This is a genomic window from Thermococcus sp. M36 (assembly GCF_012027355.1).
Taxonomy (GTDB): domain Archaea; phylum Methanobacteriota_B; class Thermococci; order Thermococcales; family Thermococcaceae; genus Thermococcus.
Genome location: NZ_SNUH01000001.1, coordinates 1,130,099 through 1,148,560, shown reverse-complemented (window position 1 = coordinate 1,148,560; position 18,462 = coordinate 1,130,099). Strand labels below are relative to the sequence as shown.

Here is an 18,462-nt window from a genome sequence, read left to right as displayed (position 1 = left end):
AAAATTTGTAGCCATTTAAAGATTATTTTGACATTTTAATGGCAAAACCTGGGCAAAGTTTTTAAGCAAGCATAATTAAATTCTCACCGCCAAACTACTATCTGATTAACATATTTAAGTTAATCTACGGCGGGATTCGTTATGAGGGAGAAGTGCGGTATCTTCGCGGCGGTGACGGAAAACGCGGCAAAGAAAGCATACTATGCCCTTATTTCCCTCCAGCACCGCGGCCAGGAGAGCGCGGGAATAAGCGCTTGGAGGCACAGGATTAAAACAGTGGCCGGGCGGGGCCTCGTCTCAGAGGTCTTCAGGAACGGCGAGCTGGCAAAGCTGAGGTCGAACCTTGCGATAGCCCACGTCCGCTACTCCACTTCCGGCTCCCTCACAGAGACTCAGCCGCTCGAGGTCTCCTGCTGCGGGAAGAGGCTTGCTTTGGCTCACAACGGTACCCTCACGAATTTTCTTCCCCTGAGGAGGCACTACGAGAGACTTGGTGTTAGGTTCAGTCATTCTATAGATTCCGAGCTCCTTGGCGTTTCCTTCCTCTGGCACCTGCAAGAGACGGGGGATGAGTTTGAGGCCATGCGGGAAGTTTTCAATGAGGTCAAAGGCGCCTATTCAGTCGCGTTCCTCTTTGACGGCAAAATACTCGTCGCAAGAGACCCCGTCGGCTTCAGACCGCTGAGCTACGGCATTGGGGAAGGCCACTACTTTGCCTCCGAAGATTCGGCCCTGAGACTCTTCGTTAACGAGTCCAATGAGGGAAAAATAAGGGACGTGAAGCCCGGGGAAGTTTTTCTGGTAGATGGGGACGGTGTTGAGAGTAGAGTCCTGGCAAAGGAAACACACCGCCACTGCGTCTTCGAGTACATCTACTTCGCCCGGCCGGACAGCACCATAGACGGAGTGAACGTCTATACGGCGAGGGTCAGAATGGGCCATGAACTTGCAAAGGAAAGCCCTGCCGATGGAGACGTCGTCATAGCGGTTCCCGACTCCGGAAGGGCAGCCGCTCTGGGCTTTTCCCAGGAAAGCGGCATCCCATACTCCGAGGGGCTCATAAAGAACCGCTACATCGGAAGGACGTTCATAACCCCGGGCCAGTTCTACCGCGAGCTGAAGGTCAAGCTCAAGCTCTCACCGGTCAGGGACGTTATAGAGGGAAGGAGGGTCGTCCTCGTGGACGACTCGATAGTGAGGGGAACCACGATGAGACGGATTGTCTCGATGCTGAAAAAAGCGGGAGCGGAGGAGGTGCACGTTCGCATAGCTTCCCCGCCGATAAGATACCCCTGCTACATGGGCGTGGACATACCAACGAGGCACGAGCTGATAGCGGCCTTCGGGAGCGTGGACAGGGTCAGGGCGAGCATAGGGGCCGATAGCCTGGCGTACCTCAGCGTCGAGGGGCTGAAGAAAGCAGTTGGGAGGAGAGACCTCTGCACCGCCTGTCTCACGGGTGAGTATCCAGAGTGGGCTTTCCGCTTCTGAGCTTCCTCAACCTCGCGGCGGAAAACTTGAGCTCCGGCGTTCCTGCTTTGTTCAGGGCAGGGCTTGTTATTTTGTTTGCCTTGAAGTGGAAGGAAACCGCAACTACCCCGGAGGGAATCCTGCCGAGCTTAGCTTTCATTCTAATCTTCCCGCGCTTCGTCTCAATCTCGACCCAGTCACCGTCATGGATTCCGAGCCTCTTCGCGTCGTCTTCGTTTATTAGCACCTTAGGTTCTCCCATCAGCCTGACGAGCGAGGGGCTCCTGAGCGTCATCTCACCCGTGTTGTAGTGGCTTATCAACCTCACCGTCGTTAGGACGAAGGGGTAATCCCCGTCCGGCTTCTCCCAGGGCTGCACCTGCTCCACCGCTATGAGCCGGGCCCTACCGTCCGGGGTCGCGAACTCCCAGGTGTGGAGCCTCTTCCTCGGAAGGAATATTCCGTCCGAGTTCTTTAGCTCCTCAACGGTCCTCTCCTCCAGCGAGGGGAAGAGCCGGAAGTACTCCGCGGTTATCTCCTCAACGGCCCTATAATCGAAGCCCGGCAGGCCAAGGGCTTTTCCGAGCATCGTCAGTATCTCCCAGTCGGGCTTTGAGTCCGCATAGGGCTCGCAGACCTTGTGGCTCCACTGGATTCTTCTCTCACTGTTCATGTAACTCCCGCTCTTCTCGCAGAAGGCACTGGCGGGAAGAATGTAATGGGCGTATTTTGCCGTCCTCGTCATGAAGACATCCTGGACGACGAGGAGGTCGAGCTTCCTGAGGGTTTTTCTGACCCTCATGAAGTTAGCCTCGCTCACCGCTGGATTCTCGCCGACGATGTAGAGCGCTTTAACATCGCCCTCCTCTATGGCGTCCCACAGCTCCGTCAGGTAGAGGCCCCTCTCAACTGGCAGGTCATCGACACCCCACAGCGAGGCGACCCTCTTTCTGAACTTTTCGTCCGTCAGCGGGACGTAGCCCGGCAGGAACTCACTGAGAGCGCCCATGTAGGCCGCTCCCTGAACGTTGTTCTGGCCGCGCATTGGATAGAGACCACCCTTCTCGCCGATGTAGCCGAGGAGGAGTGCTATGTCTATGACCGCCAGGACGTTCTCGACCCCCGAGACGTGCTGGGTCAGGCCCATGCCCCACATTATTGCACCGCTTCCGGCCAGGGCGAAGACTCTTGCGACTTCCCTGATGAGCTCCGAGGGGACTCCCGTAACTTTTTCAGCATACTCAGGGGTGTACTTTCTTACGGCCATCCTTACCTCGGAGAAGCCCGTCGTCCGCGTCCTTATGAACTCGTCATCGTAGAGCTCCTCCCTGATTATCACATGCATTATGGCGTTGGCGAGGGCTATATCAGTCCCAGGCCTTATCACGAGCCGGTAATCGGCGAAGGCCATCGTCCTGGTTTCCCTGACGTCAACGACGATAACCTTTGCCCCCTTTCTCTTCGCCCGCAGGATGTAGTCCATAACCACCGGGTGCGTCTCTGCCGGGTTGTAGCCCCAGATGAGTATCGCGTTGAAGCTCTCCAGGTCTTCGTAGGGGTTCGTCTGCGCCCCCGCGCCGACCGTCATCTTGAGGGCGTGGACACTCGCCTCGTGGCAGAGACGGGCGCAGTTGTCTATGTTGTTGGTGCCGAAGAGGCGCGCTATCTTCTGGAGGAGGTAGTTCTCCTCGTTGCTCACCTTGGATGATGCCATAAAGGCAACGGCATCGGCCCCGTACAGCTCACGGATTTCGAGGAGCTTGCCCGCTATCTCCTCGATGGCCTGCCCCCAGCTTATCGGCCTCATCTTAGAGCCCTCACGCTTCAGGGGGCGTTTAAGCCTGTCCCCAGAAAGAACGAACTCCGTCGCATGAAGCCCCTTGGGACAGAGCTTACCCCTGTTCGGCTCGCCTCGGTGGGGTTTAACCCGCATCGTCCTGGGATCAACGAGAAGCTTGCAGCCAAAGCCGCAGTAGGGGCACACGACGGTCTTGGGATCCTCCACACTACCACCTGTAAACATCTAAGCAGCAAAAATAAAAAGCTTTTTGCCAAAAATTGATGAAAAAATGTTCAGATTATATTGCCTTCTCCAGGAAGTACTCGTGAACCCTCGTGTCGTCCGTCAGCTCCGGGTGGAACTCAAGGCCGATGATGTTGTCCTGCTCAACGCCAACTATTCTGTCTCCGAGCCACGCTACCGGCTTCACCCTGTCGCTGAGGAGCTCGACTATCCTCGGGGCGCGGATGAAGACGCCGGGGAAGGGGTCGTCGCTGAAGGCCAACTTTACAGGTGCTTCAAAGCTGTCCACCTGCCTTCCGTATGCGTTCCTGTTGGTTTTCACATCGAGCAGCTCAAGGAACTTCTGCTCGGGCGTGGCACCTATTACCTCCTTTGAGAGCATTATCAGGCCGGCGCATGTACCCATTATGGGCAGGCCTTCCTCACCGAGCTTTTTCAGGGGCTCGAAGAGGCCGTTCCTCACCACGAGCCTTGAGATGGTCGTGCTCTCGCCGCCGGGGATTATTATGGCGGAAATGCCTTCGAGGTGGTTTGGTTTTCTGAGCCAGATTACCTCCCCTGAAACTCCAAGGTTTTCTAGGGCCCTTTTAGCCGCCTCGATGTGTTCGCTCACATCGCCCTGGAGGCCGATGACGCCAACTCTGACCATAGTATCACCCCAAAAGCGAAAAAATGGCTCAGACGCCCCTCTTTTCGAGGCGAACCTCAAGCTCCTCTATGGCCTTCCCGCGCATCGGCTCGCCGATCTCCCTGCTTATCTCAATGAGAACCTCCGGCTCGTCCCAGTGGTTGACGGCTTCAACTATAGCGCGGGCCATCTTCGGTGGGTTGGAGCTCTTGAAGATTCCGGAGCCGACAAATACTCCATCCATACCCATCTGCATCATTAAAGCGGCATCCGCGGGGGTAGCTACGCCTCCAGCCGCGAAGTTCACAACCGGAAGCCTTCCGAGCTTCTTTATTTCCAGGAGAATCTTGTAAAGGCCGTCAACTATCTCGCGGTAGGTGTAGTGGCCGTAGATCGGCTCGTTCTCGAGAACCTGCCTCGGGAGGCCGCTTATCTCCCTCACTTCGAGGGCCAGCCTCAGGTAGGGCTCGGCGAACTTTTCGGCAACGGCATAAACCTGCTCATCGGTCATCCTCTGGAGGAGTCTTATGTTGTCGGCCACGAGGCGGACGTGCCTGACCGCCTCCACGATGTTCCCAGTCCCGGCCTCGCCCTTCGTCCTTATCATGGCCGAGCCCTCCCATATCCTCCTTACAGCTTCGCCGAGGTTCCTCGCACCGCAGACGAAGGGCACATTGAACTCACGCTTGTCTATGTGGAAGAACGGGTCTGAAGGAGTCAGAACCTCGCTTTCGTCTATCATGTCAACGCCCAGGGCCTCGAGAATCCTCGCCTCTGCGACGTGGCCAATCCTGACCTTTGCCATCACCGGAATCGTAACCGCGTCCATTATCTCCCTTATCTTCTCCACCGGGGCCATCCTCGCTACTCCGCCGGCCTTCCTTATGTCCGCAGGAACTTTGTGGAGGGCCATTACCGAGACCGCGCCGGCCTCCTCGGCTATCCTCGCCTGCTCGGCGTTGGTGACATCCATTATGACCCCGCCCTTCACCATCTTGGCAAAGCCCCTCTTCAGCCTCTCGGTTCCCTTTCTTTCAATAACCTCAAGCTTCCCCATGGGCACCACCTTTTCAAGTTTTGACTTGCAATTAATATCAAGAAAAAACTTGAATATAAGCCTTGCCGCGGAAAAGCCGCACCAGCCCCCAAGGAACTTCAGGAAAAATAATGCAGAACAGAAAAGCCTTCGTTCAGGCCTTTCCAATTATCTCTAGGCTCACATCGAAGTTCCTGACCGAGTGCGTGAGGTAACCGAGGCTTATGACGTCTATGTCGAGTTTAGCGTATTCCGTGATGTTCTCGGGCGTTATTCCTCCGCTAACCTCGATCTTCACCCTATCGCGGAGGCCCTCGCGCCTCAGTGCCTCAACTGTCTCAGCTATTTCTCTGGGTGTCATATTGTCGAGCATCACCACGTCCGCCCCGGCCCTGGCGGCTTTGAGTGCATCCTCTAAGGTTTCGACCTCCACCTCGACAACCTTGTAAATGCTGAACTCCTTGGCGCGCCGTATGGCATCCTTCAGCGGAACCAGAGCGAGATGGTTGTCCTTTATGAGTATTGCGTCGCTGAGAGAGAAGCGGTGGGGCTCCCCGCCGCCGATGAGTATCGCCCTCTTGTCCAGCGGCTTGAGGAGGGTCTTTCTGGTTCCGGCAATGCGAACCTTCGGGTTCATGGCTTTGACCCTCTCTGTTAGCCTCTTAACTTCGGTCGCTATGCCGCTCATCCTGCCCATTATATTCAGGGCAGTCCTCTCGACGAGGAGAATCAAGCGGGCGTTACCCTCAAGCTCGAGGATAACGTCTCCTTTTTTGACATCCTCCCCGTCCCTCTTTTTGACTTCTGCCTTAACACCGAAGTGCTCGAAGAGCGCCTTCGCCTCTTCCACGCCGGCTATAATACCGTTTTGCTTAGCTATGATGACGGCCTTGACCTTCATGCCGGCTGGAATGACCGCCTCGCTCGTGACGTCGCCGAAGGGGGCATCCTCGTGGATGAACTTGAGGAGATACTCAATTGGCACCATGCTTTCACCTCCATCCAGAACTGGAAACTGGGCTTTATTTCGCTTTCCATAACCTTTACCAATATATCCCTCGAACCCCACGCAAGGAACATATTATATATTTGTGTGGAAGGATCACTTAATAGGAGGATGTTGCAAGGGAGGTGACGATGGTGGTAGTTCCTGCTTTGGAGCTGTCTGGGGCAATGGACACTGCGGGGGATGCTTCGCTCCGGATGAATCTGCATCCCAGAACTTCGCGTACCGCATGCCCTGAGGGGTGAAAAAATTGAGAAATGCCGTAAAAGTGGTGTTTATCCTGCTCCTGATTTCCTTTTTCATAGGAGGCTCACTTTTGTATCTCTGGAAAGATTCGGATGGAAATTCCAGCAGTTTTACCGGCAGTCTTAACATCACCAGAGTCTGGGATGGCCAGGGCGACCTTGTGGGGATCGGTGACGGTAAGCTCGTGCTCCTGTCCCGCTCAGGCCACCTCGAAATCCTCAGACTTGAAAACTGGGAGCCGGTGTATTCGGCTGAAGACGTCGAGGATGCCGGGTTGTTCTCCGGGGTGCTGGCTTTTAGGAAGGGAGGGAGCCTCTACTACACAGGGCTTGACACCATAGAACCCCACCGCCTTGAAGCCCCCATTGAAAACCCATCTCTCGGATTCAGGCTCGGGAACTTAACGTTCCTCATAACGAGAAATCCCGCCATTATACACTCCGGAGTTCGCGTTCCGGGCAACATAACGATCCACGTCTGCGGCGGAACCTGCGGGGCTTTTCTCTTCGAGGACGGGGAAGGACGGCCGTTCATACTGCGCACTGAGGAGGGATTTGTGATAGGTGTGGCGTCCATGGAACCTTTCTACCATGGTAAGGTTGTCTTTCTCAGCCTCTCCGGGGAGCCGGTGGCCGAGCGCACATTTAGCGTGGGAGTTCGGGCTGTGGGAACAGGGAATGGGACCGTTTTCATGAGTACGGGAGGTGTGGAGAGAAGCGGCACGGCGATATGGAGCGGAAAGATCCATGCACTGGATGAAAGGGGGCGTCTTCTGTGGAACGCTTCCATTGAAAACTACACCACCTGCGGCTACGCGCCCTCCGGGGCGTTTCTGTTAGCCGACGGAAACATCTACACCGTGGATTACAGGGGTTTGGTTCACGTGTTTAACAAAAGGGGAGAACATCTGAGGACAATTGAAACGCCAGCTTCCGAAACCCTGCAATGTGGGGACCTGATCAAGAATGTAGTGTCCGATGGGGACGACTCAATGCTGGCATGGGCGTACTTTGATGTGTCCAGCGCTATGGAGGAGAGGAGTGGGCTGTGCGTCTACACCATCTGGGGAGCGGTGGCGTGCAGGACGCTCACCTTAAGGCCGAACGCAATAGCCGTCCGGGGAAACTATGTGATTCTGTCGCTAAGCTCCGCGGAGGGTAAAGAAAAGGTGGAAGTGTTCCAGGTGGGCGGTATCAGCTGAGCTTCAGCATCCTCTCTATTGCCCTCCTCGCCTTCGCGGCTATCTCCTCTGGAACTTCCACCTCGTACTTCATATCCCTGAGCGACTCGTATATGTGCTGGAGCGTTATCGCCTTCATCCCTATGCAGACGGCGTCCTCTTTGGCCGGGTGGAACTTGATATCGGGGTAGAGCTTCTGGAGGCGGTAGACCATTTCGTGCTCGGTGAAGACGACCCACTCGTTCCACTCCTTTGCCCTTCTTATCATCCCGCCGGTGGAAACTATGATGTCCGCCTTTTCCTGCACCTCGGGCTCGCATTCCGGGTGAACCATCAGCTTGGCGTTGGGGTAGAGCTTCCTGGCGCGCTCGACGTCCTCAAGGGTGAACTGCCTGTGGACGTAGCAGTGACCGTACTCGGGGACGGGGATAACCTTCTTGCCCGTCTGCTTCGCCACGTAGCTGGCGAGGTTCCTGTCCGGGCCGAATATTATGACCTCAGAGTCGAGCTTTGAAACGATTTTGACCGCGTTGGCCGAGGTGACGGTGACGTCGGCGTAGGCCTTAGTCTCGGCCGTTGTGTTGACGTAGAGAACCACCGGGGCGTCGGGGTAGAGCCTCTTGGTCTCGATTATGTGCTCCTGCTTCAGCATGTTGGCCATCGCGCAGGTAGCCCTTTTCGCCGGCAGGAGGACGGTCTTCTCCGGATTGAGTATCTTGGCGGTCTCAGCCATGAAGTCGACGCCGGCAAAGACTATGACGTCCGCCTCAACGTTCACCGCCTTCCTCGCCAGCTCGAGGCTGTCGCCGAGGAAGTCGGCTATATCCTGGATTTCAGGCAGCTGATAGTTGTGGGCCATGATTATAGCGTTGCGCTCCTCCTTCAGGCGGAGTATCTCCTCAACGAGTTCCCCAAAACTTCCCATTTTGAACACCGTAAAGAAGAGACGGGAGGAAGTTAAAAATTTGTCTCAACCCTTAAGGAATCTGTCGAAGGAACCTGAGGTCACCGCAAGGGTAAGGACTTTCCACGTGACCGGACACAGCCTCACGATATCCGCCCACGGCTTGTCCGGAGTTATTTCTACCCCCTTACGGAGGGCGATCAGCTTGCCCCAGGTATTGACTGCAGCTTTCACATGGGTGTTCAGCTCTTCCACATGTATCCCCTGCCCAAGTTTCCCTGAAATCCTGTCCCATAGGTCGAGGAGCTCCGCTTCAACAGGCTCACCCTTTGAAAGCCTGTTAATAAGTTCTCCGAACTCGGGGTCTATTCCAAGGTTTTCAGACAGGTGTATCATCCTTGCCTTTCTCAGTTCTATCGAATCGCGGTCAAAAATTATGTAATCGTCTTTCCCGACGTGATCAATATACATGCACTCCATGCACTCATTGGAGGAATGCGGTACTAGACTTTCGGAGCGTATGGACTCGGCTATCCTGTCAAGGGCTATTAGGACTATGGGGGAGCGAACAAGGTAGCTCCCTGTGGGATCCGGCTCTCCAAAGAGTACGTAGTCGTTATCACTGAGTTTCGCCCAGTAAACGAAGTCTATCTCAATGCCCAGTTCGTATGCATCTATGGAAAAGAAAACATCATGAACACTCTTAACTTCACCGTCGAGTTCTATCTCCACCTCAAAGGGGGGTATCTATGCTGTGCATCTTCACGACGTCCCGCTTATCGTCCACTATAGTGATACCATCCTGTGCCTCGCGGAGCGCCTTGTGGTAGCTTTGAAGCCTTTTGAAGTGGCGGTTTACTTTGATATCCTCATGGAATTCGCCCGACACGCGGATTATCTTTCTGGTAGCCTTTGCACCGGGCTCGGGGGGTTCAGTCAGAATAAGGAACTCTTCCAGGAACTCTCTCAGTGCCATGAGCCTTGGATGCATTCTCTCTTCTGAATCCTGTGAAAGCCCTCCAAAGTGGTTGAGCCCGATAGGAGGGATGTCCCGATATGGAAACGCCACCCACCACTTCCCCCTGAGCCACAGCAGGGGTATAACACCGCCAGCGACCCATCTAAGGGGCCTGTTCCTTAGGCCAAGGCGCAGGTTTCTGGGCTTTTCTTTGGAGGCAACCATATCCATGAACGTCTTGTAGAACTCCCGAATCTCGCGGTAACCCTCAGGATTCCTGTGGAGGAAATAATCCTTGATGAACTGTCTTCCCCTGTTGTTGTATATCCCTATGCCCTGCGGAGGTACCTCGACCTTTAAAGTCCACTCACCGGCACCGGGAGAGGCTATTTCAAGGGAGGTGAAAAGGAGCATCGAGCTAAAGGCCCATTTGGGCCAGAAGTACATGTTGTTGGTGTGGGCAACGTTCGCTACCGCAGGAATAGACGTGTCCAAGAATGAGTCCCGTATTATCCTGAGATATGCCTCCCTGTGGGGAACCCCCCTCATGAAAGCCCACTCAAACCTCCCCGACCTTAGGGCAGAGTAATAAACCCTATAAAAAGCGGGCTGCATGACTCTCCCCACTATACTCGAGCTCTGGAGAAAGCTGGTCATGCTTTCCCCGACCACGTCAACAACTCTGTCCCCAAACCTTTCAAGAACTTTCTCAAACAGAAATCTGGCAACCTCGTACCCCACAAGGGACAGTCCCCCAATCTGGAGCACGTCTACCATCAGGTCACCCCCCAACACCGCAGCTGCCCTCAAAAAACAGTGGCCGTTCAAACTCCTTCCTCATAGCCGGAAAGTCCTCCCTGTAGTGAGCGCCCCTGCTCTCCTCCCTCGCTAAGGCACACTCCATGACGCCCCCGGCGAGGAGTTTGAGCCTCGGGTCTGATTCGATCCCTTCAAGCTTCCTGAGGCCGGCCTTCAGGCTTTTGGAAGTTCTCACTATACCCGCGTGCTCCCAGAGGAGTTCTCTGATAGAACCAACATCGCCAAGCCCCTCGAATGTGCAGGGAACGTCCGGGGCTTCACCAGCCCTCGGCCTCTCCCTCGCTATCGTTCTGGCCACTTCCAGACCCGAAACAATGCACTCAAGGAGCGAGTTGCTGGCCAGTCTGTTCGCCCCGTGGAAGCCGTTGGAGGCGGCCTCACCTACCGCGTAGAGGCCCTTGATGGCCGTTCTGTACCAGAGGTCAACGGCTATCCCGCCTATCGTGTAGTGCGCTATTGGCGAGACGGGAATCAAGTCCTTCGACGGGTCGATGCCGTCCTTGACCAGAAAAGCGTATATCTGGGGGAAGCGCCTCTTGAAGTCCTCTATCGAGGTGGCGTCGAGGTAGACCCTCTTTCCAGCGAGCATCTGCCTGTATATCGCCCTCGCAACGATGTCCCTGGTGGAGAGCTCGTTGACGAAGCGTTCGCCGTCTTCAGTTACTAGCTTTGCCCCCGCACCGCGGACGGCCTCGCTGATGAGTTTAACCCCTGATTTGCCCATGTAGCCGGTCGGGTGGAACTGTATGAACTCCAGGTCTCTGGCCGGGGCGCCCTTCATAACCGCGTCCCCGATGAGAAGGCCAGTGGTTAGAGGGGAGCCCGCAGTGTATTTGAAGAGCCCCGCAAAACCCCCCGTTGCTATCACAGTCGCGTCAAACTTCAGGAGCTCCCCCTCGAGAAAGATGCCGTAGGCTTTCCTCTCCTTCACGGCGAGCTCTTCAGCGAAGCCCTCAACGAAGTTAACCCCCGCCTCTTTAGCAGCTATGTAGAGAACCTCCATCATGTGCTTTCCGGTCTCGTTCCTTATCGTGAAAACGCGGTGGAAGGAGTGACCGCCCTCGGTCTCGTTGGTCTCGAACTCGATGCCGATTGAGGTCAAAAAATCGTAGGCCTCGCTGGCTTTGCTCAGGACGTTCCAGACAACCTCCTCGTCGTTGAGGTATTTACCTGCCCTAACCGTGTCGATGAAGTGGGCTTTGATGGAGTCGCCCTCCAGGATAGGCAGGGCTATCCCCGCCTGGGCGAGGTATGAGTTAGTGTTTTTGAACCCCTCCCCGATGACAGTGACGTCAAAGCCGCGCCTCGCGAGTGCCAGAGCCGCGGTTAAACCTGCCGCACCGTCGCCGATTATTCCAACCGATGTCATCTCACCACCTGAAGAAAAGAGGAGGGAAAGCTTAAACGCTTTTTCATTTCCCAACCGGATAGTTGGGAGCCTCGTTCGTTATCAGGATGTCGTGTGGGTGGCTCTCCCTGACGCCGGCGTTCGTGATTATCACGAACTCACCCTTCTCCTTGAGCTCTTCGATGTTTGCTGCACCGACGTAGCCCATTCCAGAGCGAAGCCCACCGACAAGCTGGTAGAGGACGTCGCTCACGCTCCCCTTGTAGGGGACAACTCCCTCAACTCCCTCCGGTACGAACTTCCTAGTCTTCATGTGCCCCTTCTGGTAGTAGCGCTCCGCTCCGCCTTTCATCATCGCCCCAAGGGAGCCCATGCCGCGGTACTGCTTGTACTTCTTTCCGTTTATGACGACCTCCTTGCCCGGAGCTTCTCTGGTTCCCGCCAAAAGGGAGCCCAGCATTACGGCGTCCGCTCCAGCGGCCAGTGCCTTCACTATGTCCCCGGAGTAGCGTATTCCGCCGTCGGCGATGACGTGAATACCGTACTCCTGGGCCCTGTCTGCGACGAGGGCAACGGCGGTCAGCTGGGGAACGCCGACACCCGCAACTATTCTGGTTGTGCATATGCTCCCCGGGCCGATTCCGACCTTGACCGCGTCCGCAAAGGTGAGGTCGTCAACGGCCTTTGGGTTTGCTATGTTTCCGACTATCATCTCCGCATCGATGGCGTTCCTTATATCCTTCATTGCTTTAATCGCCTTGAGGTTGTGGGCGTGGGCGGTGTCGACCACTATGACGTCCGCTCCGGCCCTGTCGAGGGCCTTGGCACGCTCGATGTCAAAGGGCCCGACAGCGGCGGCGACTATTAGATCTCCGTTCTCATCGCGGACGGCGTTGCGGTACTTCCTCCTCATCATCAGGTCGCTCATAGTTATTATTCCCACAAGCTTGCCCTCTGCGTTCACAACGGGGAGGCGGGCTATTCTGTTGGTTACCATTATGTCGAGGGCCTTCTCAACGGAAATGTCCTCACCCGCTGTTATCACCTCGCCGGTCATCACGTCCCTCACGAGGTTGCCCTCTTTGGCCGCTATGTCCTTCTTGGTGATTATGCCGACTATCCTGCCGTTCTCATCGATGACGGGAAGGCCGTCTATGTTGTTCCTCTCCATGAGGAAGAGGGCGTACTCGAGGGTCTCGTCGGGGCCAATCGTTATGACGTCCTCCACTATGAAGCGCTCCGCGCGCTTGACCTTTCTGACCATCTCGGCCTGCTCCTCAATGCTCATGTTCCTGTGGATGACGCCCAGTCCTCCTTCCCTCGCCATCGCGACGGCCATCTCCCACTCGGTTACCGTGTCCATAGCGGCGCTGAGGATCGGTATGTTGAGCTTTATATTCGGGGTTATCTGGGTGGAGACGTCAACGTCCTTAGGTTCGACCTCGGTTGCCTGCGGTATCAGAAGAACGTCGTCGAAGGTGTATCCCTTAATTGCATTGACAAGTTTATGTTCAAATTTTCCCATTTTTGTCTGACCTCCACGTCCTTTTTAACATGAACTTGGCATGGGTTTTTAAGGGTTTCCCGGAAAGAACCCGGAACTTTTTTCGGAGCGGTCGCAAAAACTTCGAACTTCCGGGTGTGTTCATCCGAATTTTACAAACGTAAAGCTTTTAAAGGAGGGGTGTGTCCCCCCTGCGGTGATGCCCATGAACCTTGCAAAGGCACTCGCCCACCTGGCTCCCATAGCCATAGTGGTGGCACTCCTCATAATCGCCTGACGATAATCCATCATTCGGTTTCATTGTTTGACGCTCATTCAAAATTTTGCCCCCTTCTTTTCTTATCCTAACAAAATGACGGAGAAACGCAAAAAAAATTAAAATAGCCCAACGCACCCCTTAACCGTGGTGATACCCATGGAGGCTGTTGTCAGGTTAGACGTAAGGGGGGAGGGCCAAACCCTCCGCTGAGAAGAAGGTCGGAAAGGGCTTTGGTTTTGATGAGTTGCTGTATGAAATCCTGAAGGAAGGTCTCTTCTGGGCGGCCCTCGGTCGGCCGTCGGAGGTCATGCCGTTTCTGAGGGGCAAGCTCTTGGGCAACGGCGTCAGCATGGAGGATAGGCGCAGGGAGTACATCGAGTACCTGCTCGACGATCTTGAGAGGTTCTATGAACGGGTCTCGTGGAGTGGGGAAATTGAAAAGCGCCACTGGAAGGCACTGAAATCCTTCCACAGGGACATAGTCTCAGTGATTTCCTCTAGGAGGGCTTAGCTTTTTAACCCCCTCTTCCCTACCCCTTCCTGGGATGATGAGGGAAGTTTCGTCCGAGCGGTGAGGAAACTCGCATGGGCTGACCACCCTCAACCTTTTAAACGGCTCTTCTCTTCGCTCATCGGGAGGAAAAATGGAGGAAAAACTGGAGAAGTTCATCTCTCACCTCAAGGTACTCGTGGAGCTTGAGAGGAAGGCAGAGATAGAGGCGATGCGCCTAGAGATGAAAAGACTAAGCGGACGCGAGAGGGAGAAGGTTGGGAGGGCCGTTCTCGGCCTCAACGGGAAGGTCGTCGGAGAGGAGCTGGGCTACTTCCTGGTGAAATACGGCCGCGATAGAGAAATAAAGACCGAGATAAGCGTCGGTGATTTGGTGGTGGTCAGCAGGAGAGACCCGCTGAAGAGCGACCTGGTTGGAACGGTCGTGGAGAAGGGGAAGCGGTTCATAACGGTCGCCCTTGAAACCGTCCCCGAGTGGGCTCTGAAGGGAATCCGCATCGACCTCTACGCCAACGACATCACCTTCAAGCGCTGGCTGGAGAACCTGAACAATCTGAGGGAGAGCGGGAGAAAGGCGCTGGAGCTCTACCTAGGCCTTAGGGAACCCGGGGAGAGTGAACCCGTCGAGTTCGAGCCCTTCGATAGAAGCCTCAACGCGAGCCAGAGGAGGGCGATCGCAAGGGCTCTCGGCAGTCCAGACTTCTTCCTGATTCACGGCCCGTTCGGGACGGGCAAGACGAGAACTTTGGCCGAGCTGATAATGCAGGAAGTTGAACGCGGAAACAGGGTTCTGGCGACGGCAGAGAGCAACGTCGCGGTGGACAACCTGGTTGAGAGGCTTGTGGACTCGGGTTTGAAGGTAGTCCGCGTTGGACATCCAAGCAGGGTCTCAAAGGCCCTCCACGAGACGACCCTGGCTTATCTAATTACACAGCACGAGCTTTACGGCGAGCTGAGGGAGCTGAGGGTCATAGGCCAGAACCTCAAGGAGAAGAGGGATACCTTCACGAAGCCGGCCCCGAAGTACAGGAGAGGTCTGAGCGACCGCGAAATACTCAGGCTCGCCTCAAAGGGCATCGGCGTCAGGGGCGTTCCAGCGAGGCTGATCCGCGAGATGGCCGAGTGGATAAAGATTAACCAGCAGGTCCAGAAGACCTTCGACGATGCCAGGAAGCTCGAGGAGAGGATAGCCAGGGAGATAATCCGCGACGCCGATGTGGTTCTCACCACCAACTCCTCCGCTGGCCTTGATGTCGTTGATTATGGGGACTACGATGTTGCAGTGATAGACGAAGCGACGCAGGCGACCATCCCAAGCGTCCTCATTCCGATAAATCGAGCGGGGCGCTTCGTTTTGGCTGGGGACCACAGGCAGCTCCCGCCGACGATACTGAGCGAGAAGGCTAAGGGACTGTCAAGGACGCTCTTCGAGGGCCTTATCGAGCGTTATCCAGAAAAGAGTGAGATGCTCACCGTCCAGTACAGGATGAACAAAAGGCTGATGGAGTTTCCAAGCGGGGAGTTCTACGGTGGCAGGATAGAGGCCCACGAGAGCGTGAGGAACATAACACTCTCCGACCTCGGAGTTTCGGAGCCGTCTTTTGGGGGGCCCTGGGACGCGGTGCTGAAGCCGGAAAACGTGCTGGTCTTCATAGACACATCAAAGAGAGAAGACCGCTTCGAGAGGCAGCGCTATGGAAGCGAGAGCAGGGAGAACCCATTGGAGGCAGGACTCGTTAAGGAGACGGTTGAGAGGCTCCTCAAGATGGGCGTTAAGCCGGAGTGGATAGGTGTGATAACCCCCTACGACGACCAGCGTGATTTGATAAGCTCCCTCCTTCCCGAGGAGGTCGAGGTCAAGACGGTGGACGGCTACCAGGGCAGGGAGAAGGAGGTAATAGTGCTCTCCTTCGTCCGCTCCAACAGAAGGGGAGAGCTCGGCTTCCTGAAGGATTTGAGGCGTTTGAACGTCTCGCTGACGAGGGCGAAGAGGAAGCTGATTTTGATAGGCGACTCATCGACTCTAAGTGCCCACCCGACCTACAAACGGCTGGTGGAGTTCGTGGGTGAGAAAGGAACAGTGGTTGATACAAGAAAATTAACAGGAATCCCACCGGAGATGACCCCAGAGAGCATAAGAAGAATTCCCGGAATTTCAAGGACTGAGGAATCAACGGACGTTCCGGATGGCGTAGAGGAAGTTAGAAAACGAGACAGAAAGAGGACACGCTCAATTTACAGGGATACACCCAGCAATCATTTTTAAACCGGTGCCCTCGAAACTTGTTGCGGGGGTATGCGGATCAAATTGTTAGCCAGAGGTGATACCATGTTCCTCTACACCAAGAACTTCGACGAGCAGAAGGAGAAAGCCATGGCCGGCCTGAGAAAGGCCTTAGCCGAGGGCAAGGTGGACGGGGACATAATCCCCCTGCTCGATAAAATCAACTCGCTTGAGAACTACTTTACCACCTCCTCATGCTCGGGCAGGATTTCGGTCATGGAGATGCCGGACTTCGGCGACAAGGTCAATTCCGTCTGGCTCGGCAAGTGGCACAGGGAAGTTTCCGTCGAGGAAGTCCTTGAAGCTATCAAAAAGCACTCCAACGGTCAGCTCTGGTTTCTCGTAAGGAGCCCTATCCTGCACGTCGGCGCGAGGACGATGGAGGACGCGGTTAAACTGCTAAACCTCGCGATAGGGCTGGGCTTCAAGTACAGCAACATTAAAAGCGTTAGCCACAAGAAGCTCCTCGTCGAGATTCGCTCCACCGAGAGAATGGACGTCCCCCTTGGCGCAGATGGCGAGTTATGGGTGAGCGAGGACTACATCGAGAGAATAACAGCCATCGCCAACGACCAGCTGAGGAGGTTTAAAGGGAAGCTGAAGAAACTGGAGGAAGAAATGAAAGGCATTTAATTGGAAGCTACGGAATCATATTCAGATACGCCCACCTCAGTAGGAATAATAAAAATATTACTCCCAAGAACTTTACAAGATTCCTGTTGTCTTTTCCAAGTTCACTAGGGGAATCCGCAAACAGATAAGTCATTAGCGTAACTGAGACCAATAACAGGCCAAGTAACAGGTACGAAGTAAGGAGATCTAAGGAGTTAAGCCTCTTTTCAATTAGAGTTAATCCAGAAAATAATAACAAACCCAAAAGTCCCCAAAATGTTTTCATGTTTTTCACCCCCTAGTTTTTCTTCTAATCCATAACCTGAGAGGAAGCGTTAGAAAGCTCACAATTAGAGGAAACATCACCACAGTCACGAGGGGAAAATTTGAGTTTGAGTCCATCCACCACCACCCGTATAAAAAGAACAAAAAGACAAATATTGGGAATGTTCGCAGAAGTTCCTCTTGGAGAATCTTCTCCACTTTTTTCACCCCCTACTAACATAAAAAGTTTTAAAGTTAAAAGCCTAGTGCACACTTAACTGCACATACTGCCGTACCCAAACCTAAACATGCAGCACATGCGGCCACTCTCAACAGCATGGCAACGAGGAAAACCCCGAAAGCAGTCTTCCTCCACTTCATGGCCACCACCTGACCAGTTAGTCGGGAAAAACAGACAATCGTCATATATAAATTTTCCTTTTATAAGTTGGATTTAATAACGTTTTTTTTTCCGCAGGATTTTCAATTTCCAACCGTATCAAAACGACGAGGATGAAAAGAAAGAAGCCAGAGTAAAAGAGCGAACAAAAGAACACAAAAGAGCGCCAATGCCGTTCCCGATCAAAAGCAAAGAAACATCCATAGGAGCATCATACAGGATGGAATCTAAAGTTTGAACAACTCCCAGAGGATGAAGAGCATGGCCACTGCTAGTGAAAGCAGAACAATCGAGAGAATTCTCCTTCCAACTCTGCGCGGAAGATACACTCCCAGAAAGCCAAACAGGGTGTTTATGAGCGAGAGAGCCAGGAACTTTCCGGCGTTTCCAACCACGGCGTTGAACATGTCCAGGATTTCCTTCGGGTAGTTCTGGGTTGCAAAATAACCGGAGACGACCCATATGGCAGGAATCGCGAGAGTTGAGGCAAGGGAGGTTTTACCGATGAACTCAAAGGCATCCTCAGCCCTATCATCTCCAAGGAAGTAAAAGGGGAGAGCCAGAATCCAAACCACCATAGTGGAAGCAATTGGATAAACCATCACTAAAAGAAAAACCATGCCAGCAAACGCCGTGATGACGAGTGAAACATCCTGAAACTCAAGAAGGGCAACGCTGAGAAACCCCCAGAAAACGAGGTGATAGGCTATGCAGTACTGCACATCGTGCTTCAGGTAGCCACTGTACCACGGCTCATCCCAGTGCTCCTCAAGAATCTCGAAAAGCCTTTTGATGTCCCTCTTGCTGTACCCGTGCTTCTCAAGTATTCGGGCGAGAAAGAAGACCGTTGAAACGAACGTGAGGATTGAGAGAAAAACCATCTCAAGAACCCATTCGCGAGTAACTCCACCGTGCTTTATCCAGATGAAGGCGAAGAGTGGAACGCCAAGAACCAGCGGGTAAACAACCATCTCGATGAGGATTTTTCTCCCCACAGCGACCACCGGGAC

The 18,462-nt window shown here is 54.4% G+C and carries 17 protein-coding genes; 5 read left to right on the top strand and 12 right to left on the bottom strand.

Going from position 1 to position 18,462, the window contains the following annotated elements:
* The first annotated feature begins 141 nt into the window (after window positions 1–141).
* Window positions 142–1,491 carry an amidophosphoribosyltransferase gene (gene purF, locus E3E36_RS06315; RefSeq protein ID WP_167894410.1) on the top strand — a complete coding sequence of 450 codons (1,350 nt, stop codon included), beginning with the start codon at window positions 142–144 and terminating at the stop codon, window positions 1,489–1,491.
* On the opposite strand, the gene fdhF is transcribed toward purF, so the two are convergent.
* From fdhF to nadC, 4 genes are all read right to left on the bottom strand, one after another.
* Window positions 1,454–3,493 carry a formate dehydrogenase subunit alpha gene (fdhF, locus tag E3E36_RS06310; RefSeq protein WP_167894409.1) on the bottom strand — a complete coding sequence of 680 codons (2,040 nt, stop codon included), beginning with the start codon at window positions 3,491–3,493 and terminating at the stop codon, window positions 1,454–1,456. The genes purF and fdhF overlap by 38 nt on opposite strands.
* A 55-nt stretch (window positions 3,494–3,548) precedes the next feature.
* Window positions 3,549–4,142, bottom strand: coding sequence for a pyridoxal 5'-phosphate synthase glutaminase subunit PdxT (pdxT, locus tag E3E36_RS06305; protein WP_167894408.1), 594 nt, complete (start codon window positions 4,140–4,142; stop codon window positions 3,549–3,551).
* Between the two features lie 28 nt (window positions 4,143–4,170).
* Window positions 4,171–5,178 (bottom strand): pyridoxal 5'-phosphate synthase lyase subunit PdxS, encoded by a 1,008-nt coding sequence (gene pdxS / locus E3E36_RS06300; protein WP_167894407.1) that lies wholly within the window; start codon window positions 5,176–5,178, stop codon window positions 4,171–4,173.
* Between the two features lie 133 nt (window positions 5,179–5,311).
* A complete protein-coding gene (gene nadC, locus E3E36_RS06295; RefSeq protein ID WP_167894406.1) occupies window positions 5,312–6,145 on the bottom strand; it encodes a carboxylating nicotinate-nucleotide diphosphorylase in 834 nt (277 codons plus the stop codon).
* Window positions 6,146–6,413: 268 nt separating this feature from the next.
* Between nadC and E3E36_RS06290 the strand changes: the two genes are divergently transcribed.
* Window positions 6,414–7,610 (top strand): hypothetical protein, encoded by a 1,197-nt coding sequence (locus E3E36_RS06290; protein WP_167894405.1) that lies wholly within the window; start codon window positions 6,414–6,416, stop codon window positions 7,608–7,610.
* On the opposite strand, the gene nadA is transcribed toward E3E36_RS06290, so the two are convergent.
* From nadA to guaB, 5 genes are read right to left on the bottom strand one after another with little or no spacing between them, the layout of a single operon-like run.
* A complete protein-coding gene (gene nadA, locus E3E36_RS06285; protein WP_167894844.1) occupies window positions 7,603–8,514 on the bottom strand; it encodes a quinolinate synthase NadA in 912 nt (303 codons plus the stop codon). The two genes, E3E36_RS06290 and nadA, sit on opposite strands and share 8 nt — an antisense overlap.
* 45 nt (window positions 8,515–8,559) lie before the next feature.
* A complete protein-coding gene (locus E3E36_RS06280) occupies window positions 8,560–9,225 on the bottom strand; it encodes a hypothetical protein (protein ID WP_167894404.1) in 666 nt (221 codons plus the stop codon).
* Window position 9,226: 1 nt separating this feature from the next.
* Window positions 9,227–10,228 carry a hypothetical protein gene (locus tag E3E36_RS06275; protein WP_167894403.1) on the bottom strand — a complete coding sequence of 334 codons (1,002 nt, stop codon included), beginning with the start codon at window positions 10,226–10,228 and terminating at the stop codon, window positions 9,227–9,229.
* 4 nt (window positions 10,229–10,232) lie between these two features.
* Window positions 10,233–11,639, bottom strand: a complete 1,407-nt coding sequence (locus E3E36_RS06270) for an L-aspartate oxidase (protein ID WP_167894402.1) — start codon at window positions 11,637–11,639, stop codon at window positions 10,233–10,235.
* Window positions 11,640–11,682: 43 nt separating this feature from the next.
* Window positions 11,683–13,143 carry an IMP dehydrogenase gene (gene guaB / locus E3E36_RS06265; protein WP_167894401.1) on the bottom strand — a complete coding sequence of 487 codons (1,461 nt, stop codon included), beginning with the start codon at window positions 13,141–13,143 and terminating at the stop codon, window positions 11,683–11,685.
* A gap of 482 nt (window positions 13,144–13,625) precedes the next feature.
* On the opposite strand from guaB, the gene E3E36_RS06260 reads away from it, so the two are divergent.
* The 3 genes from E3E36_RS06260 (at window position 13,626) to E3E36_RS06250 (ending at window position 16,809) form a co-directional block, all read left to right on the top strand.
* Window positions 13,626–13,892: a hypothetical protein gene (locus tag E3E36_RS06260; protein WP_206203487.1), complete on the top strand. Its 267-nt coding sequence runs from the start codon at window positions 13,626–13,628 to the stop codon at window positions 13,890–13,892.
* Between the two features lie 133 nt (window positions 13,893–14,025).
* Window positions 14,026–16,158 carry an IGHMBP2 family helicase gene (locus E3E36_RS06255; RefSeq protein WP_167894400.1) on the top strand — a complete coding sequence of 711 codons (2,133 nt, stop codon included), beginning with the start codon at window positions 14,026–14,028 and terminating at the stop codon, window positions 16,156–16,158.
* 63 nt (window positions 16,159–16,221) lie between these two features.
* Entirely contained in the window at window positions 16,222–16,809 is a 588-nt protein-coding gene (locus E3E36_RS06250) for a hypothetical protein (protein WP_167894399.1), read from the top strand.
* Between the two features lie 7 nt (window positions 16,810–16,816).
* On the opposite strand, the gene E3E36_RS06245 is transcribed toward E3E36_RS06250, so the two are convergent.
* From E3E36_RS06245 to E3E36_RS06235, 3 genes are all read right to left on the bottom strand, one after another.
* Complete coding sequence (locus tag E3E36_RS06245) at window positions 16,817–17,083, bottom strand: hypothetical protein (protein WP_167894398.1); 267 nt, start codon at window positions 17,081–17,083, stop codon at window positions 16,817–16,819.
* Complete coding sequence (locus tag E3E36_RS06240) at window positions 17,080–17,271, bottom strand: hypothetical protein (RefSeq protein WP_167894397.1); 192 nt, start codon at window positions 17,269–17,271, stop codon at window positions 17,080–17,082. Before E3E36_RS06240 ends, E3E36_RS06245 begins: the two co-directional genes overlap by 4 nt.
* Window positions 17,272–17,679: 408 nt before the next feature.
* Complete coding sequence (locus tag E3E36_RS06235) at window positions 17,680–18,447, bottom strand: hypothetical protein (protein ID WP_342764383.1); 768 nt, start codon at window positions 18,445–18,447, stop codon at window positions 17,680–17,682.
* Window positions 18,448–18,462: the final 15 nt, after the last annotated feature.